This is a genomic window from Paracoccus spongiarum (genome assembly GCF_030732095.1).
GTDB classification, from domain to species: domain Bacteria; phylum Pseudomonadota; class Alphaproteobacteria; order Rhodobacterales; family Rhodobacteraceae; genus Paracoccus; species Paracoccus spongiarum.
On sequence record NZ_JAVAMQ010000032.1, the window covers coordinates 1 to 15,393 of the forward strand.

Below are 15,393 nucleotides of genomic sequence, written 5' to 3' on the forward strand. Positions count from 1 at the left end.
TTAGAGTTGGGTTGCGGTCTCCGCGCTCGACACCGCCTACGTAGCTCCTGTCCAGTCCGGCACGCTCGGCCAACTCTTCTTGTGTTAGCCCAGCCGTCGCACGCGCCTGACGGACAGCGTCTCCGAATCTGCTCGAATTCTTGTTTCTCTTCGCCATCGAACCATAATCATCTGGGAGGAGACTATGAGTCCACAGACTATCAGTACCATCGATGGGCGTAGCTGCCGTGGGGTCCGTTGAGTTTGCAGCGTTGAACTGAAAAGGCCTACCAGCAACCCTTCAAGAGGAACGTGGTTCGCTTCGGCAGCAAGCGGAGGGCGATGATGCTCGATCCGCATTCGACGAGCTGGTGCTGTTCTGCTACGCTGGCCAAGTGCTACGCGGTAATACCAGCGCAGCATCCCGGCCTTCAGCCACGATATGTTCTGTCACGCGCGCCATTGTGGTGATCAGAGCAAGCAAGTCCGAGCCTGGGCGCGCAGAACGCTGTAGTCGGCGAGCATCTCAGCGATAGCCGACTCCTCCGGCAGCAGATTGAGCTCGTCGGCAGCGCGCGCCTGGAACTCACGGCTGTACTCGATGACGGGCGGGCAGACGGTGTCAATGCGGCGTTCAGAACCGACCATCGCGCAGCCGCTCAGCAAGCTCGTCGCGATTGCGAGGGCGGCGAGCCGCAGCCTCCAGCATCCGGCGTTGCACATCATTGGCCTTCTCCGTGGTTTCAAGGTGTTCGGCGAAGCGTCCCGCTCGCTCCCCGGACCGCCGAAGCAAAAGCAGGAACAGGAGCACTGCCAGTGCGATGGATCCGTTGCGCAGCGCCGCCCGCATCCACGGGCTGGCGGCGAACCCGGTCAGGAGCGCGGCGATCATCGCCGCCCTCGGCGCCAGTCATCGACGCGGGCATAGATGGTGACCGCGATCCCGCCGAGCGCCACGGCGATGAACACCCAGCGGAGCGTGTCGAGGTACGGCACCAGCGGTAGGATGGCGGACTGGGTCTCAGCCAGGACGCTCTGGGCGACCTCGACGCCCGCGGCGCCCAGCGTAGCCACACCGGCGGCCCCGCCACCCTTCATGGTGCGGCTGTCGGCCAACACTTCGCGCGCGGGTGGCGTCTCGACAGCAAATGCCGTCGACCGCACCGGGAACCGCTCGCCCCACTGCCGTGCCGGGCCGAGGTCGACATGAATAAACCCCGAACGGGGATAGAAGCCGAAACCGAGAAACCCGACCTCCCGTGCCACCGCCTCGAAGGCCACGGGGTCGTGGTTCGTCATACTCCCTCGACAAGCTCGCCGAGCTGACCGACTCCAGCAAGAGCTACCTGTGGGAACTCGAGAACCGCGATACGCGAAAACCGTCGGGCGAGAAGCTGACCCGCATCGCCCAGGCTCTGGAGGTCACGACCGACTACCTGCTCGATGACAGCGAGGAGCCCAGCGACGAGGTTCTGAAGGAGGCCTTCTTCCGCAAGTTCAGCAAGCTCGATCCCGAAGACCAACAAAAAATCAACCAGATGATCGACATGTGGGGGAAGAAGGATTGAGCCTGCCGACGACGCCTCAGAGCTGGGCCAACCGCCTGACGAAAATCCTGTCCGTGCATCAGGCGGTGCACGGGCTGCCGCGTTTCCCTATCGATGTGGCCGCGCTCGCGCAGGACTTCTCGCGTCAGGTCTTTCCGGATGCGCCAATCACGATGGTGCAAGGGCTGAAACTCTCCAAGGGCGTCGAAGGCATGCTGCTGCCAAATCCGCATTGCGCGGGCGAGTGGGGCATTGTCTATAACGAGACCATCCGGTCGCCGGGGCGGCGCAACTTCACGCTGGCGCATGAGCTGGGGCACTACCTCCTGCACCGGCAGGCCAACCCGGGTGGGCTCCAATGCACCAGCCGCAACATGGCCGACTGGGATGAGGCCCGGAACAGGATCGAGGCGGAGGCGAACACATTCGCCTCCTACCTGCTGATGCCCCTCGACGATTTCCGCGAGCAGATCAAAGGCCGGATCATCGATATCGACGTGATGACCGAGCTCGCGGATCGCTATGCCGTCTCGTTGACGGCCGCGATCCTGAAATGGATGACCATCACCGACAAACGCGCGATGATCGTGGTCGGCAAGGAAGGCTTCATCGATTGGGCCTGGTCCAGCGAACCGCTGTTGAAGTCCGGGGTTTTCTACCGGGCGCGGCAAAAGGTGAGTTCGCCACGATCCAGGAACTGGCCGAGGCCGTCGGTCTGGCCGAACGCCATGTCAGCCGCCAGCTGCGCCTGGCCTATCTTGCGCCGGAAGTGTTGAAGCGCCTGACCTGCGGCCGCGAGGCGTCGGCGGTCAGCCTCTATGACTTGTGCTTTCTGGCGGGGGAGACATGGCAGGAGCAGGCCGGTCGGGTGTTCGGGCGCGCTTAGAAACGTGACCTGGAATTTGACGCCGTCCCGCACTCAGTGGCGCTGGAACATGGCTGTCCAAGCATGTATTTCATGAGAAAGGTAGCGCCTGACCGTGGGCATGCCCAAATTCTGATATTTTCTAGGCTATTGGAAAGCTGATTTCGAATGCGCGTGGACGTCCCCTACGATTTGTCGCCGGTTAGCCTCGCGGGGTTCGCCTGCATGCTCCGAGATCTTCCAGACGCAGCCGAATACGAGTTCCACTTTGGCGGCGAGCGTTGGTTCCCTCCGTTTTCGATGCTGCTCCTATCTGCTCTGCTTCGCCAGTTCCGAGGCAATCGACCAGAAGCTCGTCGACGAGCACGGGATCATGAAAATCACTCATACGCAGCGCATTTCGGCTTCTTCCGATCTTTTGGTCTCCAACATGGGAATGCTCCCGGTGAGGCACCTGGAAGTTCTACGTACGTTCCGATCAGCGAGCTTGATGTCGCAGAGATTCGCCAAGAGGCATTCGACTCCTTTCAGGAAGTAGGAGACGTAATTGAGGGGAAAGCCGCCGAGCTTGCTGGGCTACTTACGCGCCATCAGCAGGGAGAATTGCAGGATACCCTTACATATTCCATCCGCGAGATCATGCGAAATGTCGTCGAGCATAGCGGTTCTGAAAAGATTTACATTTGCGCTCAATATTGGCCCCAACGCCATGAAGTGGAAGTTGGAATTGTCGATGACGGCATCGGCATCCATAGGGCTCTCACCGGGAACCCAGCCTTCGATGGCTTGACGGAACCGGAAGCCCTTCAGATGGCCTTGATGCCCGGAATCTCAGGGAATCCTCACGCCGGGCGGGGTAACGACCAATGGAACAATTCTGGCTACGGCCTCTATATGACCAGCCGCATCTGCCGGAACGGTGGAAGTTTCCTGTTATGTTCGGGCGGAACCGGAATTGAGCTAAGCCACGAGGGGAAGCATACATTCGGTTCGGATTTCCGAGGGACTGCAATCAGGCTAGTAATCGACACAGCCAATTTAAGTGCATTGCGGGAACGTCTCCAACAGTTTGCGGCGCAAGGACGAGTTGCAGCCGCTCAGATCGCCGGCGCCAACTTCAACGTTGCTTCTACTGCATCTCAGATGCTTACCCGAGATTTCCGGCAAGAATAGGCATCTATAGAGCCGTAAGGCGTTGTAATCTTGTGAAGGCGATCAAGCGGCGCAAAGGAGCTGCTTCGGGAATCAATGAAAACTCGCCTGAAAGGACGTCGCGGTCAGCGAGACATGCGCGTCCAGCGGCGGATGCAATTCGAACGCCTTCGGCTCGCGCGCGAAGTTCCAGAACCGGAACAGGGACCATTCCGAGCGCCGCTCCTCGGCCACGGCCAGTTCGTTGCGGCTGATGTGGAAAGGGGTACGCTCCCAGCCATTCGTCGTCTTCACCTCGATCAGGCGCGGACGGCCGTCCGGCGCGAAGCTGGCGATATCGTAGCCGGCACCATCGCCATCCTCCTCCGACACCCACCTGACCTTGCGCGCAAGATCGTCGCGGCCCGCTGATTTCAGGGCTGCACGTTCGTGCGCCAAGACGCGCTCCTCACCGGCACGGCCGAGGGCGCGGTTTCGCTCGTCTCGCGCCGCGACATCGAATTTGCGGGCGATGTGCAGCATCTGCTCAAGCTCCTGCGGCGGCGGCTGGTTCGACAACGTGGGCGGCGGCCCGATCCAGATCGGCCGTGCCTCCGCGAGGCCCGTCGGCGCTCCTGCACGCGAATGGCGACCGAGCCACGCCGGGTTCAGCGCCAGCCAGCGCGCCACGGCATCCACCAGCGTCATCTGGAAATTGAAGGCAGGCTTGTAGCCCGGGATCCAGTCCTCACCCAGCCCCTTCAGCACGGCGCTGATGTTCTGGTGCTTGAACTCGACCGATCCCTCGGACCGATCGTTCAACAGCGGCAGAAGCCCGCGCCGGTGCTCGGCCTTGTTGTAGGGGCGACCAGAGATGTCGTCGGCCAGCATCGCGAAGTAATCCGCGACGATCAGCTCGTTCTCTTGATCGGTCCAAGCCCCATTTGACATTGCGCCAGGCTAGGGGCGGAAACTGCGTTTGTCATCAGATACTTCGCGCAAAACTCCCAAGACATACCAACGAACACGCCGCGCGTGGCGCGTCGCCATCGGCTTTGAGACAACCCGGAACCAGCGAAACACGGGCGCAACGCGATCCCGTCAGTTCGTTGAAATCTATTGGAATTTTGAATCCGTCTCGCCGGGAGCGAGGGGCGGGTGGAAAGAGACGGTGGGCGTTCGGAGACCGATCTTGCGCGGCGGGTCTGTCTCCGAAGGGCGGATGGTGCCTGCAAACCCCTTTGGCACATAAAGAAAAAGGCCCCGCGAGGGACCTGTTTTCGGGTTTGCACTGTGCAAGTGGCGGAGGGTATGGGTCTGATATCCAACCTTCTCTTGTGGATGCCGCCCTCATTTGCAAGGAATTTCTGAACATTAGACATGTGATCGAGTGCGGACTCTTGTCAGGCCTGTTAGTGCGGCCCGATAGATGCCGCTGGCCGGGATGGTGATGCGCGGACCGGGGCCAAATCTCCAACAGCGAGCTCGAAGCTCTGAGAAGGTTCCTGGTTTGCCCAACCCGGATCATGTCGATCATTTGCCCATTCGGATCATGCCTTCCTCACAACTCTGCGTTCCGTTCCTGCCGACGCGCCCGATCAGGCGGTGGCCATCACCGGATCGCGATAGTCCTCGCCGCGCGTCAGCATCGCCCAAATGCCGCGCGCCATCTTGTTGGCCAGCGCGAAGGCTGCGACCATCGGCAGCTTGCGTTCCAGCATGCGCTCAAGCCAGGGATTTTGCGGTGCGCCACGGCGCAGGGCCCAGCGGATCACGGCCATCGCACCGGTGACGAGCAGTCGCCGGATGTCGCGCTGGCCCATCTTCGAGGTTTTCCCGAGCCGCTGCTTGCCGCCGGTCGATGCCTGTCGCGGCACGAGCCCCAGCCAAGCCGCAAAGTCGCGCCCTCGTTTGAACTGCTCCATGGGAGGGGCAAATGTCTCGACGGCCAGGGCGCTGATCGGGCCCACGCCCGGCATCGTCTGCAGGCGGCGCGATGTCTCGCCCTCCCTGGCGATCGCGTCGAGTCTCTTTTTCATGGCATTGATCCGGCAGCTCAGGTTCGCGATCTGCTCCAGAAGCTCGCGACAGATTTCCCGGGCGAGCGGTGGCAAATGCGAGCTCGGATCTTCCAGGACGGCTCCGAGGCGCGGGAGATAGCCGATCCCCTCGGGCGCGGTGAAGCCGAATTCGTACAGGTGCGACCGCAGCGCATTGACCGCTTCGGTGCGCTGCTTCACGAACTGCGCGCGGGTACGGAACAGGATGGAGCGCGATTGCTGGTCGCTGGTCTTCGGCTCGACATAACGCATGGTCGGGCGCAGCGCCGCTTCCACGATCGCCTCCGCGTCCGCCGCGTCGTTTTTCTGCCGTTTGATGAACGGCTTGACGTAACGCGGCGCGATCAGTTTCACCTCATGGCCGAGCCGCACCAGTTCCCGCGCCCAGTGATGGGCGCCGCCGCAGGCTTCCATCACCACGAGGCATTGCGGATGCTCCGCCATGAAGCGCTGGAATTGCGGGCGCGACAGCTTTTTGCGGAAAAGGACCGTCCCGTCCGCGGCCGCGCCATGCAGCTGGAACACGTTCTTTGCCAGATCGACCCCGATGATGCTAATTTCCTTCATGGATGCCCTCTCGTTTCTCTTGTGACTTCAGCATCACAAGCTTGGCGCATTGCGACGCCGTTGGGGAGAGAGCGGCATCCACCCCATCTCCAGCATAAGTCATTGAAATCCTGTACTCTGAGGACGTCGCGCCTTTTTCTGAATCTTGCGCTTCGAGGGATGCTATGCTCTGCAGAATACGTCTTGCTTGAGTGAGACTACTACGCGCCGACGCGCTCCAGTAAGTGGCAACCAGCTTCGCCGACATGCTAGGGAGCTACCGGCACCGGTCGAAAATTTTTGCGCCCACACGAGATAGCGCAATGCCCAAAACTTACTGCTTCCCAAGAAAGACCCGATGGCATACCGTTCTTCACGGGTGTGTGGGAACTGGCCCTGAGTGATCAAGCCGCTACGGAGGGACGAATACGATGATCAGTTATGAGCGTCAAAACCGGATCGAACACCTTACTGTGGCCGAAGTGGCCACCGTGCTTGGTGCTGGTGGACTTGGCACTTGGGTTGCCTATCTTCTTGCACTGTCTGGTGTGGCAGAGATCCATATCTTTACGCCGGAGCTGAAAGTCCGCGATTTTGACGTCGCGCGGTTCCCGTTCCCCGCGAATGCCATTGGCTCGAACCGCGGTGAGGCTCTCAAGATAGTCATAGAATCAATCCGGCCTGATTGCAAAGTGGTCCTCAATGAACGCTTCCAGCACAACCGCGACGAAAAGAAGCTTTCTGGCGCCGTCTTCAATTGTGCCGCCGACACAAATGATTTCGACGAAACCATTTACACTTATTGCCAAGATAATGGTCTCAACTATGTGACAGGTGGATATGAGGGTGCTGCTGGCGGAGTGGCAGTTGGACCGCACCTTGCGGTTCCTCCCCAGCCCGAACCCGTTCCGAGTTGGCCGCCAGTACTCTCCTTCGTTGCCTCGATGATGGTTCACGCAGCGTTCGTGCGGCCGTTCAGTTTCTTCGGCACTCCAGATTCGCTCGATGTCGGCTTGGAAAAAGCGCGGACTCTCTCGCGGCCCGGGATGGCTCGCTGAAGTGGATGCGATGGGTCGCATAAACCTTCCGAATTGAATCGACCCTTCGCGCGCCAGTTTAGTTGGAGATTGTCGGAAATATGCCAAGAGATAGCTATTCTTCGAATTTCGAATTGGCAAGGATGAGCGATTTTATTGATATAGGGAGCAAATTAATCAACTCAAGCTCGCTGCGGCTATGGATCGTCACGAGTTGATATTCTCCCCGTCCCTGATCGCGCGCCTCATCGCCCACAAAATTAGCGCCGACCAAGGGAATTGTGCATTCGAAGAAGTGTTCCAATTTATCCAAGCCCTCGGGCCGACGGTCCATGGTAGTTAGGTGACGTATTCGTTCCGGGGCGGCGCCGATCTCTTCGTTCAACTCGCGACGCAATGCGTCCTCGAGTGTGGGATCCTCCGGCTCAACACCTCCGCCGGGCAGCACGAAATAGGAAGCGATTCCGGGCCGATCTCGTCGAATTAAGACCAGCCCCGCAGGGCTCCAAGCAATCGCTCGTACAGCATTCTTCATTCGATCACCTCCGTGATTCCAAGCCACTCAAAAAAAGCGGCTGGGCCCATATCATCAGCTAGCATGGCAAGCGCAAGTATCGCCATTCGGTCGCTTCCGCTCATTAAACGGGGACTGAACGTTAGAAGGATGCGAGACAACAAATAGGGCGCCATCTCCATCGCCGCAGAGCGACCAAGCGAGGCGTATAGCTCCCGCACCTTTGGCCAAATAGACGCAAGAAATGCGCTGACTACCTCACGACGCACTTCAGAAACAGGCAAAAGCAGGTCGAAACCATTCGGAGAGCAGCGCATAGAGGGCCGCCATTGCTCTGCCTCCTTCGCAATCCCGTCACGGCCCCATACCGCCGCCGGATTATACTTCGGCACAAAATAGGCACCCTGGGCAAGTATTGCCCATGAAAAATTGGCAATTTCCCCCAACAAAAAATTATCTCCAGAATACTTGAAGTCCACGTATGATAGGGGAACGGCAATATTCATCTCGGTTGCATCACCCTGAGATCGAACAACGAAAGACGATCCTGCTGGACTACCGGCCCACTCCTCAAGAGACATAAGAAGTTTCTGTGGCGATTTTTTACACCGCCTCCCGTTCACAGTCCACTCGGCATGAAATAACGCCTCCGACAGTTCGTGGTCGTCCAACGTGAGCCACTCACCCAGCCGAGAAGTCCGACGCGCTCGCGCATGGAAGAGATCAGAGTTTGCGGCGACACCGTCACGCCAGGTTCCTGTCTCGCGGATCAAATCGATTAAGATGTGTGCGTGGGCCTGCGCCAAATCAACTCCCGACACGATGTCATCGCCCACTAGCAAATCGCAAAGCATACCACTCGTGGTTCGTACAAGTGGCAGCTTGTTGAACACGAGGACCATCCACCGGCCGATTTTCCAACTCCAACGGAGCTTTGGTGCAGGGAGAAGATTCCGGACAAGGTTGTAGCGCTGGACTTCGGTTGTTCCGGTTTCTATCGGCCGCAACTTAACGGTCCACCCCCTTCTGAGGCCGACCAGCATTATTATCGACCTAGTCGATGACCTGCGACTGATACTGATAAATTTCAGCTGAGCGCCTTCCTGAATAGTTTTAGACCGATTTCTGCAACCGACCGAGAATCATTTGGCAAGCAATCATCCGCCAATTCGTCCTTGCCAAGAAAATAGGCCAGCGCGTACCCAATAGCAGATTGCTCCGGCTCAACGTCGATTGATCGTTGTCGAAGCAATATCTTTGCTACAATACCCGTATACTTAACAATTTGCCGATGGCTAATATTTCCCAAGACCAGGTGCCGCCGCAGCATGGTCACTGCCATGATGAGATCCGGTTCCGAGGCCAATATATCATCGGCCCTCGTGAGTGGGGGTGGAACCCAGTCTGTCGATACTAGACGATAGTCTAGACGGGCGTTTGCCAGCCTTATCTTGTGGGTGAGATTTCCGTTTAACCGACTCCGAAGAAGCTCGCTCTCTTCAATGATGTTGAGAGCAATCTTGCGACCGCCAGAGCATGCAGCAAGCGCTACGCCAAGGTCCTCAAAAGTGGCATAGCAGAACGAAGAGACGACAATCAAGATGTCGATATCACTGTCTTCCGACCACCCTCCATGGACGAGGCTGCCCATCATTCCCGCATAGAGCGTCTCCTTGGGTGCGTGTCGACGAAAGATAGAAGCAATCTCTGGAACTAATGGCGAAGGAATCGCGGTACTTTGAGTACGATACGGAGCGGTGTCGTGGATTCGGCCTGTGAGTATGCGCGCGACATTTTCTTCCAGCGAGTGGCGAGAGCCGTCATTTAGCAGGATTTGGTCTGCAACATTCTTTATATGGTGGGCACCCCTGCTTTTTTTATCGATTTCCCGTTGGTTAAATTCTTCTTCTGTTTCGAAGGTCCTCTTGTGCCGAGTTTCTTCTGATGCATCGATAAACAAAAGACAGATTCGGTTGCCTAGAACACGCTTCCAATGCCTTGCTACATCATATCGATGAGCACTCTCGAGTGTGAACCGGCGCAGATAATAGTGTCGCGCGGCGAAGCGGTCGAGAGCCAGCAGCATGGCCTCTGCGATCTCAACTGAGGGCAAGGCGTAAAATGCCTCAAGAGTCAGACGCATTCGGTCAGCCGCTACCTCTGCTAAGTAAGAAATTTTTAGCCGGGAATACCCCCAACGCAATCTGGCCAGTTCTCCCACACTGCTTTTGCCGCTCTCGCTTAATCCAGAAAGGACTACGACATCATCCATTTCGTTGAATAGCGGTGAAAAGGGCTTTCCAGTCAATCCCGTGATCGAATCGGAAAGGCGATTTGAAACGTCCGCTATTGAAGCCTCGCGGGCTGTATGCACGGCCGAGTATAGGCCGCGAGCGGATTGGAGCAACAGCGCTCTTGAAAGTTGCTCCTGATAAACGGGGTAAAGTGGGCTCCTTATGATTTGATCCTCACGCTGCAGCGTGTTTTTGACGCACTCGCTTACATCAGGACTTGGCAGCAAAAGGATTTCCGGAACCTCCGAATATAACCCGGTAAACATTCCCTTGCGCTCAACCTCTTCTAGCGCTGCCTCGATCGTGCCTCCCTCTTTGGCTACGTGGGTTGCCGCGCAAACTGCGGCGAACATTCTAGGCCCACGATCGAGCACTACAAACGCTGCACCATTGGCTGCTACGGCGCGTCGTCTATAAGCGCGTGTTATTGCCGCTACATGTTCATCTGTACTACAAGTAAACCACCAGTCCTTGGAATCATTGTATTCTGGGATCGGCCAATCGGGATCGTGTTGTTGCACCCCGCCAAGCGTCGACAGTTCAGAGTTGCGGTAGCATAGCCATCTAATTTGAGTTGTCTTGCCGACATTGTCAGGTCCACTTATCGAAACAATAGTCACCTTTATTCCCCTCCATCTACAAAACGGCCTCGACAGCCAAACATCGCCATAGACGGAGCCAAAACGAAAGAATTCCATCTCTATGAGGTGAAACCAATTTGTCCAAATTATACCTCCTTCATCGCGGCTGGGTGATTTCGGACTCCGTACTTTTGGTTGACCTCACTGACACAAAACCGTCCTCATCAGCTGTAGCCGTGGAATTATTCATCCGTTGAGATCTGAACTGATACTTCTTGGAATGGCAACAGGACAGTTATCGTCGATCTGCCTGCTACGTTCTGCATCCTGCATGTCCTGCTTATGGCGAGCAAGTGTATTGCTACTCTATCGCTTGCGCTTCCAGCCATTCGGGTGGTATCAATATTCATCTTTGTCAATTTCAGTAGTCTGTCTCCACATAAACCCCCGAGCAATCGTAGGCGACCGCCGCCGCTGTCGCGCCGTTGTTCATGTAGTTCCGGGGACTCAGGAGTTGCGTCGCGGCGGGGATGTCGGTGTCGAGCATCACCTCGACCACCGCTCCGCTGACCTCCTCGACCACCCGGACGCCGATCTCGGTGCTGTTCGGGGCAGCAAGGAGCGTGAGGGTCAGGACGTTCGTCGTGCTCGCGACCGGGAAATTCGCCCCGAGATCGGTGAGCGTGGGCGCGCCGGAAGCATCGTTCCGGACCAGTTGCCAGTTCGTGTGGGTGCCGCGCTGGAAGCCGATGCCGATGCAGTTCACCACGGCCGACAACGTCAGTGTCGTCGCCAGCGCTGTCGTCGATCCATAGAGGCCGAAGAAGCCCATGCCGGTTGCCTGCAGGGTGACGAGCGAGAGCCGGTTCACATAGGTGAATCCGCCCAGCCCATCCGCATTGCCGCGCCAGCAGACCCAGCCGGCCGAGCGTTCCTCTGCCGCCGCATCGGCGGTGGCGGCGCTGGTCACCCGCCAGCGGCGCATAGATGTCGAGAGGTTCGTGGTGGCGAGCGTCGGCGTGGACGCGGTGCCGACGGCCGTGCGCGGCACATCACCCCGTGCCGGGCCAGCAGCTCGGCCAGCTCGGTGAACTTTGCGGCGGCCGCATCGTCGAGGTGATCGGGAGCCGGCGGCACCGCCACGACCGGCTGCGGCTCGGCGGGGTTCATCCGGTGCGGCCGCGCCGTGCCTTTCACCAGCCTCAACTGCGTCGGGAGCGGTTTGCGGCCAGCCATGATTGACGTCCTTCCTGATGTTCCCTCCCCACAAAGCAATGATCTTGCTGCGATTTGCCTACACTTCGCAGCGCCGCGGAGCGACTCTGATGACACAAGGACGCTGCATCAGAGCCAGGGAGGCCCGAGATGACCCGCCGCACCACCGACAATTCCGAGGCCCTGAGCGCCTTCATCGGCAAGAAAGCCGAGATCGACGCGATGCTGGTCCGGCTCACCGCCCTCAGCGACGAGCACTTCAACGCCCACCCCGACGAGGTGACCTGCGGCCACGTCGGCACGCTCGAGCACTACGCCAGCCTGCTGAAGCGCATCACCGACAGCGCTTTCGGCGAGGGCGAGCACGCCGAGTGATCTCCGGCCCCGCCGGAACTCCTGCCGCGCCGTTGCGCGGCTCGGGGTCGTAGGAGGGTCGCGACGGTCGCGGCCCCGAACACGGAGACCCCAGATGACCAAGCTTTCCGATACCCAACTCGTGATCCTCAGCGCCGCCGCGCAGCGCGAGGACCGCAACGTCCTGCCGCTCCCCGGCTCGCTCGGCGGAGGCGCCGCCGCCAAGGCGGTCGGCGCGCTGCTGAAGCGCGGGCTCATCGCCGAGACCACGACCGACAGCCGGGCCAAGGCCGACGCCGCGCTCAACCGCATCTGGCGCAACGACGAGGACGGCGACGCCATCCTCCTGCACATCACCGACGCGGGCCTCGCCGCCATAGGCGTCGAGCCGGACGGCGGCGACAACGCGCCCACGGGCGCGGACGAGGCGCCGAGCGCAGAAGCCCCGCAAGACGCTCCGGCCGAAGCCGGCTCCGCGCCCAAGGCGCGCATACCGCGCACGGGCACGAAGCAGGCGAAGCTGATCGAGATGCTCCGCGCCGAGGGCGGCGCGACCATCGACGAGATCGTGGCGGCCCTCGACTGGCAAGCTCACACGGCTAGGGGCGCCATGTCCGGCGCGCTGAAAAAGAAGCTCGGCCTGACCATCACCTCCGAGAAAATCGAGGGGCGCGGTAGAGCCTACCGCATCACAGACAACTGAAGCCGCACACCACGATGGTCCCGATGACGCCGTCCCGCATGGGGCGGCGGTGCTTCATTCCGAGTTCCGCATCCGGATCGCCTCGAACAGCCGGCGCAGCAGGTAGCCGCGCGCCAGCGAGACGCCGACGAAGGCGAGGCCGATGGTCAGATGCTCCGAGAGACCCGTCTCGATCCCGAACCACGGGAACACGACGATCTGCGTGGCGATGGCCAAAACGTAGCCGACGACAACGTTTGCCGCGGCCTCGACCATCGACATGGTCCGGCTCTGCTTCATCTCAGGCTCTCCAGAAATGCTGTCACGAATTCCGCCGCGAGCGGCGGCACGATCGCATTGCCGTAGCCCCGCAGGAGCCCCATGCGGCCGGGTATCCCATCAGCCAGCGGGAATGTTCCTGGCTCAACGGGCCGCCAGCGGTTATCGCGGCAGAGGAGCCAATCCGGATCTCGCCAGACGCCGTGCGGCGTCCCGTCCTTGTGATCTTGCAAGGTCGACGGCATCCATCGCCAACAGGGTTGAGGTGGGTTCAGCGACATTGGCTCACAAAGACTTGAACAGAATCAGGCGAGGACCCACATTCAGACAATAACTTTACGTCGGAGTTCTCTTATGCCCCTGCCTTTTCTCGCCATTGCCGTTCCTGTTCTCCACTCCTCAGGTGCATGGATCGCTTCGACAGCAGCCTCCGGCTACATCGCCGGGACGCTATCGGGCACATGGATCGGTGCATTCGTTCTCGGCAACAGCACTCTGCTCGGCAGTTTCGGGTTGGTATCGGCAGCAGGCATCTTCGGCGCCACCGGCGGCCTCGCTGCTCTTTCGTCAAGTGCTGCCCTTGGAGTCGGCTCCGCGTTGACTGCCGTCGGACTGGGCGGCGTTGCCAGTACGCTCGGGATTGCTCCGGCTGCAACGTTCCTAGGACTCACCCCTGTCGGATGGGCGATTGCCGGCGCGGCAGCTACGGTCGTCGCCACGCTGGGCTACTATTTCACTCGAAAGACGATGCGTCGCATCAATGAAGAGCGTGAGAAAGGCGGGCTCGAGCCCATCACGCTGACGGAGATCGTCAGAGAAGTTCGCCTTCTCGAAGCGCAGTCCCTGGAAGCGATCCTCGCGCGGCTCGATGCCGAGTTGGGAAATGTTTCCCTTTCCAAAGACCACAAAGAACTGACCGTGGATGGTCAGGTATTCTCGCTCCATCGTCTGAAGTATGTCGTGAACGAGGATGGCTCCGAAGAGCTCGTGTTCGTTACCCGAACTGGACGAAAAAAGCGGGTGCTGCTGGTAAAGGCTGCTCCGGGACCTGACGGGTTTCCTGCGTAAGCCACGCCATCCACGTCGTCAGGTCGCAGAGGCCGCCTCCGTATCGGCCTTGTCGCCCAACCGCTCGGCCTTCACCTCAGCGAAGGTCCGGCCGTCGCCGTCGAGGATCGCATCCTTGCCGGTTTCAGCCTGCCAGCGTTCGACGGCGACATCGACATAGGCCGGGCTGATCTCCATCGCGAAGACGCGGCGGCCGTTGGCCTCGCCGGCCATGATCTGCGACCCGGAGCCGGAGAACGGCTCGTAACAGAGCCCGCCACGGGCGACGTGCTGGCGCATCGGGATCCCGAAGGCGTCGAGTGGTTTCGGCGTCGGGTGATCGGGCCGTTCGTCCCTGGCGAAGCTGGGCATCTCCCAGGTCGAGGGCAGCGTCTCGTCCGCCACCTTCGGCGGGCGGTTCGGGCGGCGCCAGCCCATGAGGCAGGGCTCGTGCTTCCACAGGTAATGCGACCGGGTGAGAACACCGCGGTCCTTCACCCAGATGATCTGCTGGTGGACGAAGGCGCCGGCCTTCTCCCAGCAGGCCTCGAGCATCGCCTGCCGGCGGGAGGCGTGCCAGCAATACCAGGCCGCGTCCTCGGTGATCGCCTCGGCCACGGCGGCGCCGATGAAGCCGTCGTAAAGCTCCGCGCCCTGAGAACTGTCGTCCCAGGTCACGCCATACGACTGCGACCAGTCCTTGTTGCGGGTCGGGTGGTTGCTGCCGTCGTAATCGACCAGATACGGCGGGTCGGTCGCGAACAGCACCGCCCGCTCGCCGTTCATCAGCCGGCGGACGTCGTCGTCGCTCGTGCTGTCCCCGCAGAGCAGCCGGTGATCGCCGAGGATCCAGAGATCGCCGGTGCGCGAGACCGGGTTGCGCGGCGGCTCGGGGATAACGACAGGCGGGGTCGAGCCTTCCTCTTCCCCCTCGGTCCCGGCCAGCAGCCGGTCCAGCTCACCATCCTCAAAGCCCAGGATACCGAGATCGAGCCCGGCCTCCTTCAAATCTGTGAGCTCCAGCGACAGCAGCGCCTCGTCCCAACCGGCGTTGAGCGCGATGCGGTTGTCCGCCAGCACCAGTGCCCGCCGCTGGCTGTCGCTGAGCCCGGTCAGAGTGATCGTCGGCACCGTATCCATGCCGAGCAGTCGCGCCGCCAGCACCCGCCCATGACCGGCGATCAGCGTGCCGTCCTCGGCGATCAGCACCGGGTTCACGAAGCCGAACTCGCGGATCGAGCCCGCGATCTCGGCCACCTGCG

The 15,393-nt window shown here is 60.1% G+C and carries 19 protein-coding genes and 1 pseudogene; 7 read left to right on the forward strand and 13 right to left on the reverse strand.

Going from position 1 to position 15,393, the window contains the following annotated elements:
* The 4 genes and pseudogenes from Q5Y72_RS19985 to Q5Y72_RS18445 form a co-directional block, all read right to left on the reverse strand.
* On the reverse strand, window positions 1-157 hold a 157-nt coding region (locus Q5Y72_RS19985; protein ID WP_371930866.1), incomplete at its 3' end, for a helix-turn-helix domain-containing protein.
* Between the two features lie 293 nt (window positions 158-450).
* Window positions 451-627 carry a hypothetical protein gene (locus Q5Y72_RS18435; protein WP_305964879.1) on the reverse strand — a complete coding sequence of 59 codons (177 nt, stop codon included), beginning with the start codon at window positions 625-627 and terminating at the stop codon, window positions 451-453.
* Window positions 614-871, reverse strand: coding sequence for a hypothetical protein (locus Q5Y72_RS18440; RefSeq protein ID WP_305964880.1), 258 nt, complete (start codon window positions 869-871; stop codon window positions 614-616). Before Q5Y72_RS18440 ends, Q5Y72_RS18435 begins: the two co-directional genes overlap by 14 nt.
* A pseudogene (locus Q5Y72_RS18445) lies at window positions 868-1,281 on the reverse strand (peptidoglycan L,D-endopeptidase MepK); the annotation flags it as partial. The pseudogene Q5Y72_RS18445 and the gene Q5Y72_RS18440, both read right to left, overlap by 4 nt.
* Between Q5Y72_RS18445 and Q5Y72_RS18450 the strand changes: the two are divergent.
* The 3 genes from Q5Y72_RS18450 to Q5Y72_RS18460 all read left to right on the forward strand — a co-directional run bounded on the left by Q5Y72_RS18450 (window position 1,239) and on the right by Q5Y72_RS18460 (window position 3,564).
* Window positions 1,239-1,547: a helix-turn-helix domain-containing protein gene (locus Q5Y72_RS18450; RefSeq protein WP_305964882.1), complete on the forward strand. Its 309-nt coding sequence runs from the start codon at window positions 1,239-1,241 to the stop codon at window positions 1,545-1,547. The pseudogene Q5Y72_RS18445 and the gene Q5Y72_RS18450 overlap by 43 nt on opposite strands.
* A complete protein-coding gene (locus tag Q5Y72_RS18455; RefSeq protein ID WP_305964883.1) occupies window positions 1,544-2,302 on the forward strand; it encodes an ImmA/IrrE family metallo-endopeptidase in 759 nt (252 codons plus the stop codon). The genes Q5Y72_RS18450 and Q5Y72_RS18455 overlap by 4 nt, the downstream gene beginning before the upstream one ends.
* Before the next feature lie 257 nt (window positions 2,303-2,559).
* A complete protein-coding gene (locus Q5Y72_RS18460; RefSeq protein WP_305964884.1) occupies window positions 2,560-3,564 on the forward strand; it encodes an ATP-binding protein in 1,005 nt (334 codons plus the stop codon).
* Between the two features lie 72 nt (window positions 3,565-3,636).
* On the opposite strand, the gene Q5Y72_RS18465 is transcribed toward Q5Y72_RS18460, so the two are convergent.
* The gene (locus Q5Y72_RS18465; RefSeq protein WP_305964885.1) at window positions 3,637-4,473 is read right to left on the reverse strand and encodes a protein NO VEIN domain-containing protein; all 837 of its coding nucleotides are present in this window, start codon (window positions 4,471-4,473) and stop codon (window positions 3,637-3,639) included.
* 647 nt (window positions 4,474-5,120) lie between these two features.
* Window positions 5,121-6,149 carry an IS110 family RNA-guided transposase gene (locus Q5Y72_RS18470; RefSeq protein ID WP_305964886.1) on the reverse strand — a complete coding sequence of 343 codons (1,029 nt, stop codon included), beginning with the start codon at window positions 6,147-6,149 and terminating at the stop codon, window positions 5,121-5,123.
* A gap of 410 nt (window positions 6,150-6,559) precedes the next feature.
* Between Q5Y72_RS18470 and Q5Y72_RS18475 the strand changes: the two genes are divergently transcribed.
* The gene (locus Q5Y72_RS18475) at window positions 6,560-7,186 is read left to right on the forward strand and encodes a HesA/MoeB/ThiF family protein (protein WP_305964887.1); all 627 of its coding nucleotides are present in this window, start codon (window positions 6,560-6,562) and stop codon (window positions 7,184-7,186) included.
* Window positions 7,187-7,280: 94 nt separating this feature from the next.
* On the opposite strand, the gene Q5Y72_RS18480 is transcribed toward Q5Y72_RS18475, so the two are convergent.
* The 4 genes from Q5Y72_RS18480 to Q5Y72_RS18495 all read right to left on the reverse strand — a co-directional run bounded on the left by Q5Y72_RS18480 (window position 7,281) and on the right by Q5Y72_RS18495 (window position 11,539).
* Window positions 7,281-7,700, reverse strand: a complete 420-nt coding sequence (locus Q5Y72_RS18480; protein ID WP_305964888.1) for an NUDIX domain-containing protein — start codon at window positions 7,698-7,700, stop codon at window positions 7,281-7,283.
* Complete coding sequence (locus tag Q5Y72_RS18485; protein ID WP_305964889.1) at window positions 7,697-8,572, reverse strand: hypothetical protein; 876 nt, start codon at window positions 8,570-8,572, stop codon at window positions 7,697-7,699. Before Q5Y72_RS18485 ends, Q5Y72_RS18480 begins: the two co-directional genes overlap by 4 nt.
* Before the next feature lie 194 nt (window positions 8,573-8,766).
* Window positions 8,767-10,593, reverse strand: a complete 1,827-nt coding sequence (locus Q5Y72_RS18490; protein WP_305964890.1) for a nucleotidyltransferase domain-containing protein — start codon at window positions 10,591-10,593, stop codon at window positions 8,767-8,769.
* Window positions 10,594-10,975: 382 nt separating this feature from the next.
* Entirely contained in the window at window positions 10,976-11,539 is a 564-nt protein-coding gene (locus tag Q5Y72_RS18495; RefSeq protein WP_305964896.1) for a hypothetical protein, read from the reverse strand.
* A gap of 380 nt (window positions 11,540-11,919) precedes the next feature.
* Here Q5Y72_RS18495 and Q5Y72_RS18500 point away from each other — a divergent pair, with 380 nt between their 5' ends.
* Together Q5Y72_RS18500 and Q5Y72_RS18505 are read left to right on the forward strand one after the other, a co-directional pair.
* The gene (locus Q5Y72_RS18500) at window positions 11,920-12,144 is read left to right on the forward strand and encodes a hypothetical protein (protein ID WP_305964891.1); all 225 of its coding nucleotides are present in this window, start codon (window positions 11,920-11,922) and stop codon (window positions 12,142-12,144) included.
* 94 nt (window positions 12,145-12,238) lie between these two features.
* Window positions 12,239-12,826: a DUF3489 domain-containing protein gene (locus Q5Y72_RS18505; RefSeq protein ID WP_305964892.1), complete on the forward strand. Its 588-nt coding sequence runs from the start codon at window positions 12,239-12,241 to the stop codon at window positions 12,824-12,826.
* A gap of 54 nt (window positions 12,827-12,880) precedes the next feature.
* Here the strand turns inward: Q5Y72_RS18505 and Q5Y72_RS18510 are convergent, their stop codons facing one another.
* Complete coding sequence (locus tag Q5Y72_RS18510; RefSeq protein WP_018000078.1) at window positions 12,881-13,105, reverse strand: DUF7220 family protein; 225 nt, start codon at window positions 13,103-13,105, stop codon at window positions 12,881-12,883.
* Window positions 13,102-13,329 carry a hypothetical protein gene (locus Q5Y72_RS18515; RefSeq protein ID WP_305964893.1) on the reverse strand — a complete coding sequence of 76 codons (228 nt, stop codon included), beginning with the start codon at window positions 13,327-13,329 and terminating at the stop codon, window positions 13,102-13,104. Before Q5Y72_RS18515 ends, Q5Y72_RS18510 begins: the two co-directional genes overlap by 4 nt.
* 109 nt (window positions 13,330-13,438) lie before the next feature.
* Here Q5Y72_RS18515 and Q5Y72_RS18520 point away from each other — a divergent pair, with 109 nt between their 5' ends.
* Window positions 13,439-14,152 carry a hypothetical protein gene (locus Q5Y72_RS18520; protein WP_305964894.1) on the forward strand — a complete coding sequence of 238 codons (714 nt, stop codon included), beginning with the start codon at window positions 13,439-13,441 and terminating at the stop codon, window positions 14,150-14,152.
* A gap of 18 nt (window positions 14,153-14,170) precedes the next feature.
* Here the strand turns inward: Q5Y72_RS18520 and Q5Y72_RS18525 are convergent.
* A partial coding sequence (locus Q5Y72_RS18525; protein ID WP_305964895.1) for a site-specific DNA-methyltransferase occupies window positions 14,171-15,393 on the reverse strand: 1,223 nt, incomplete at its 5' end.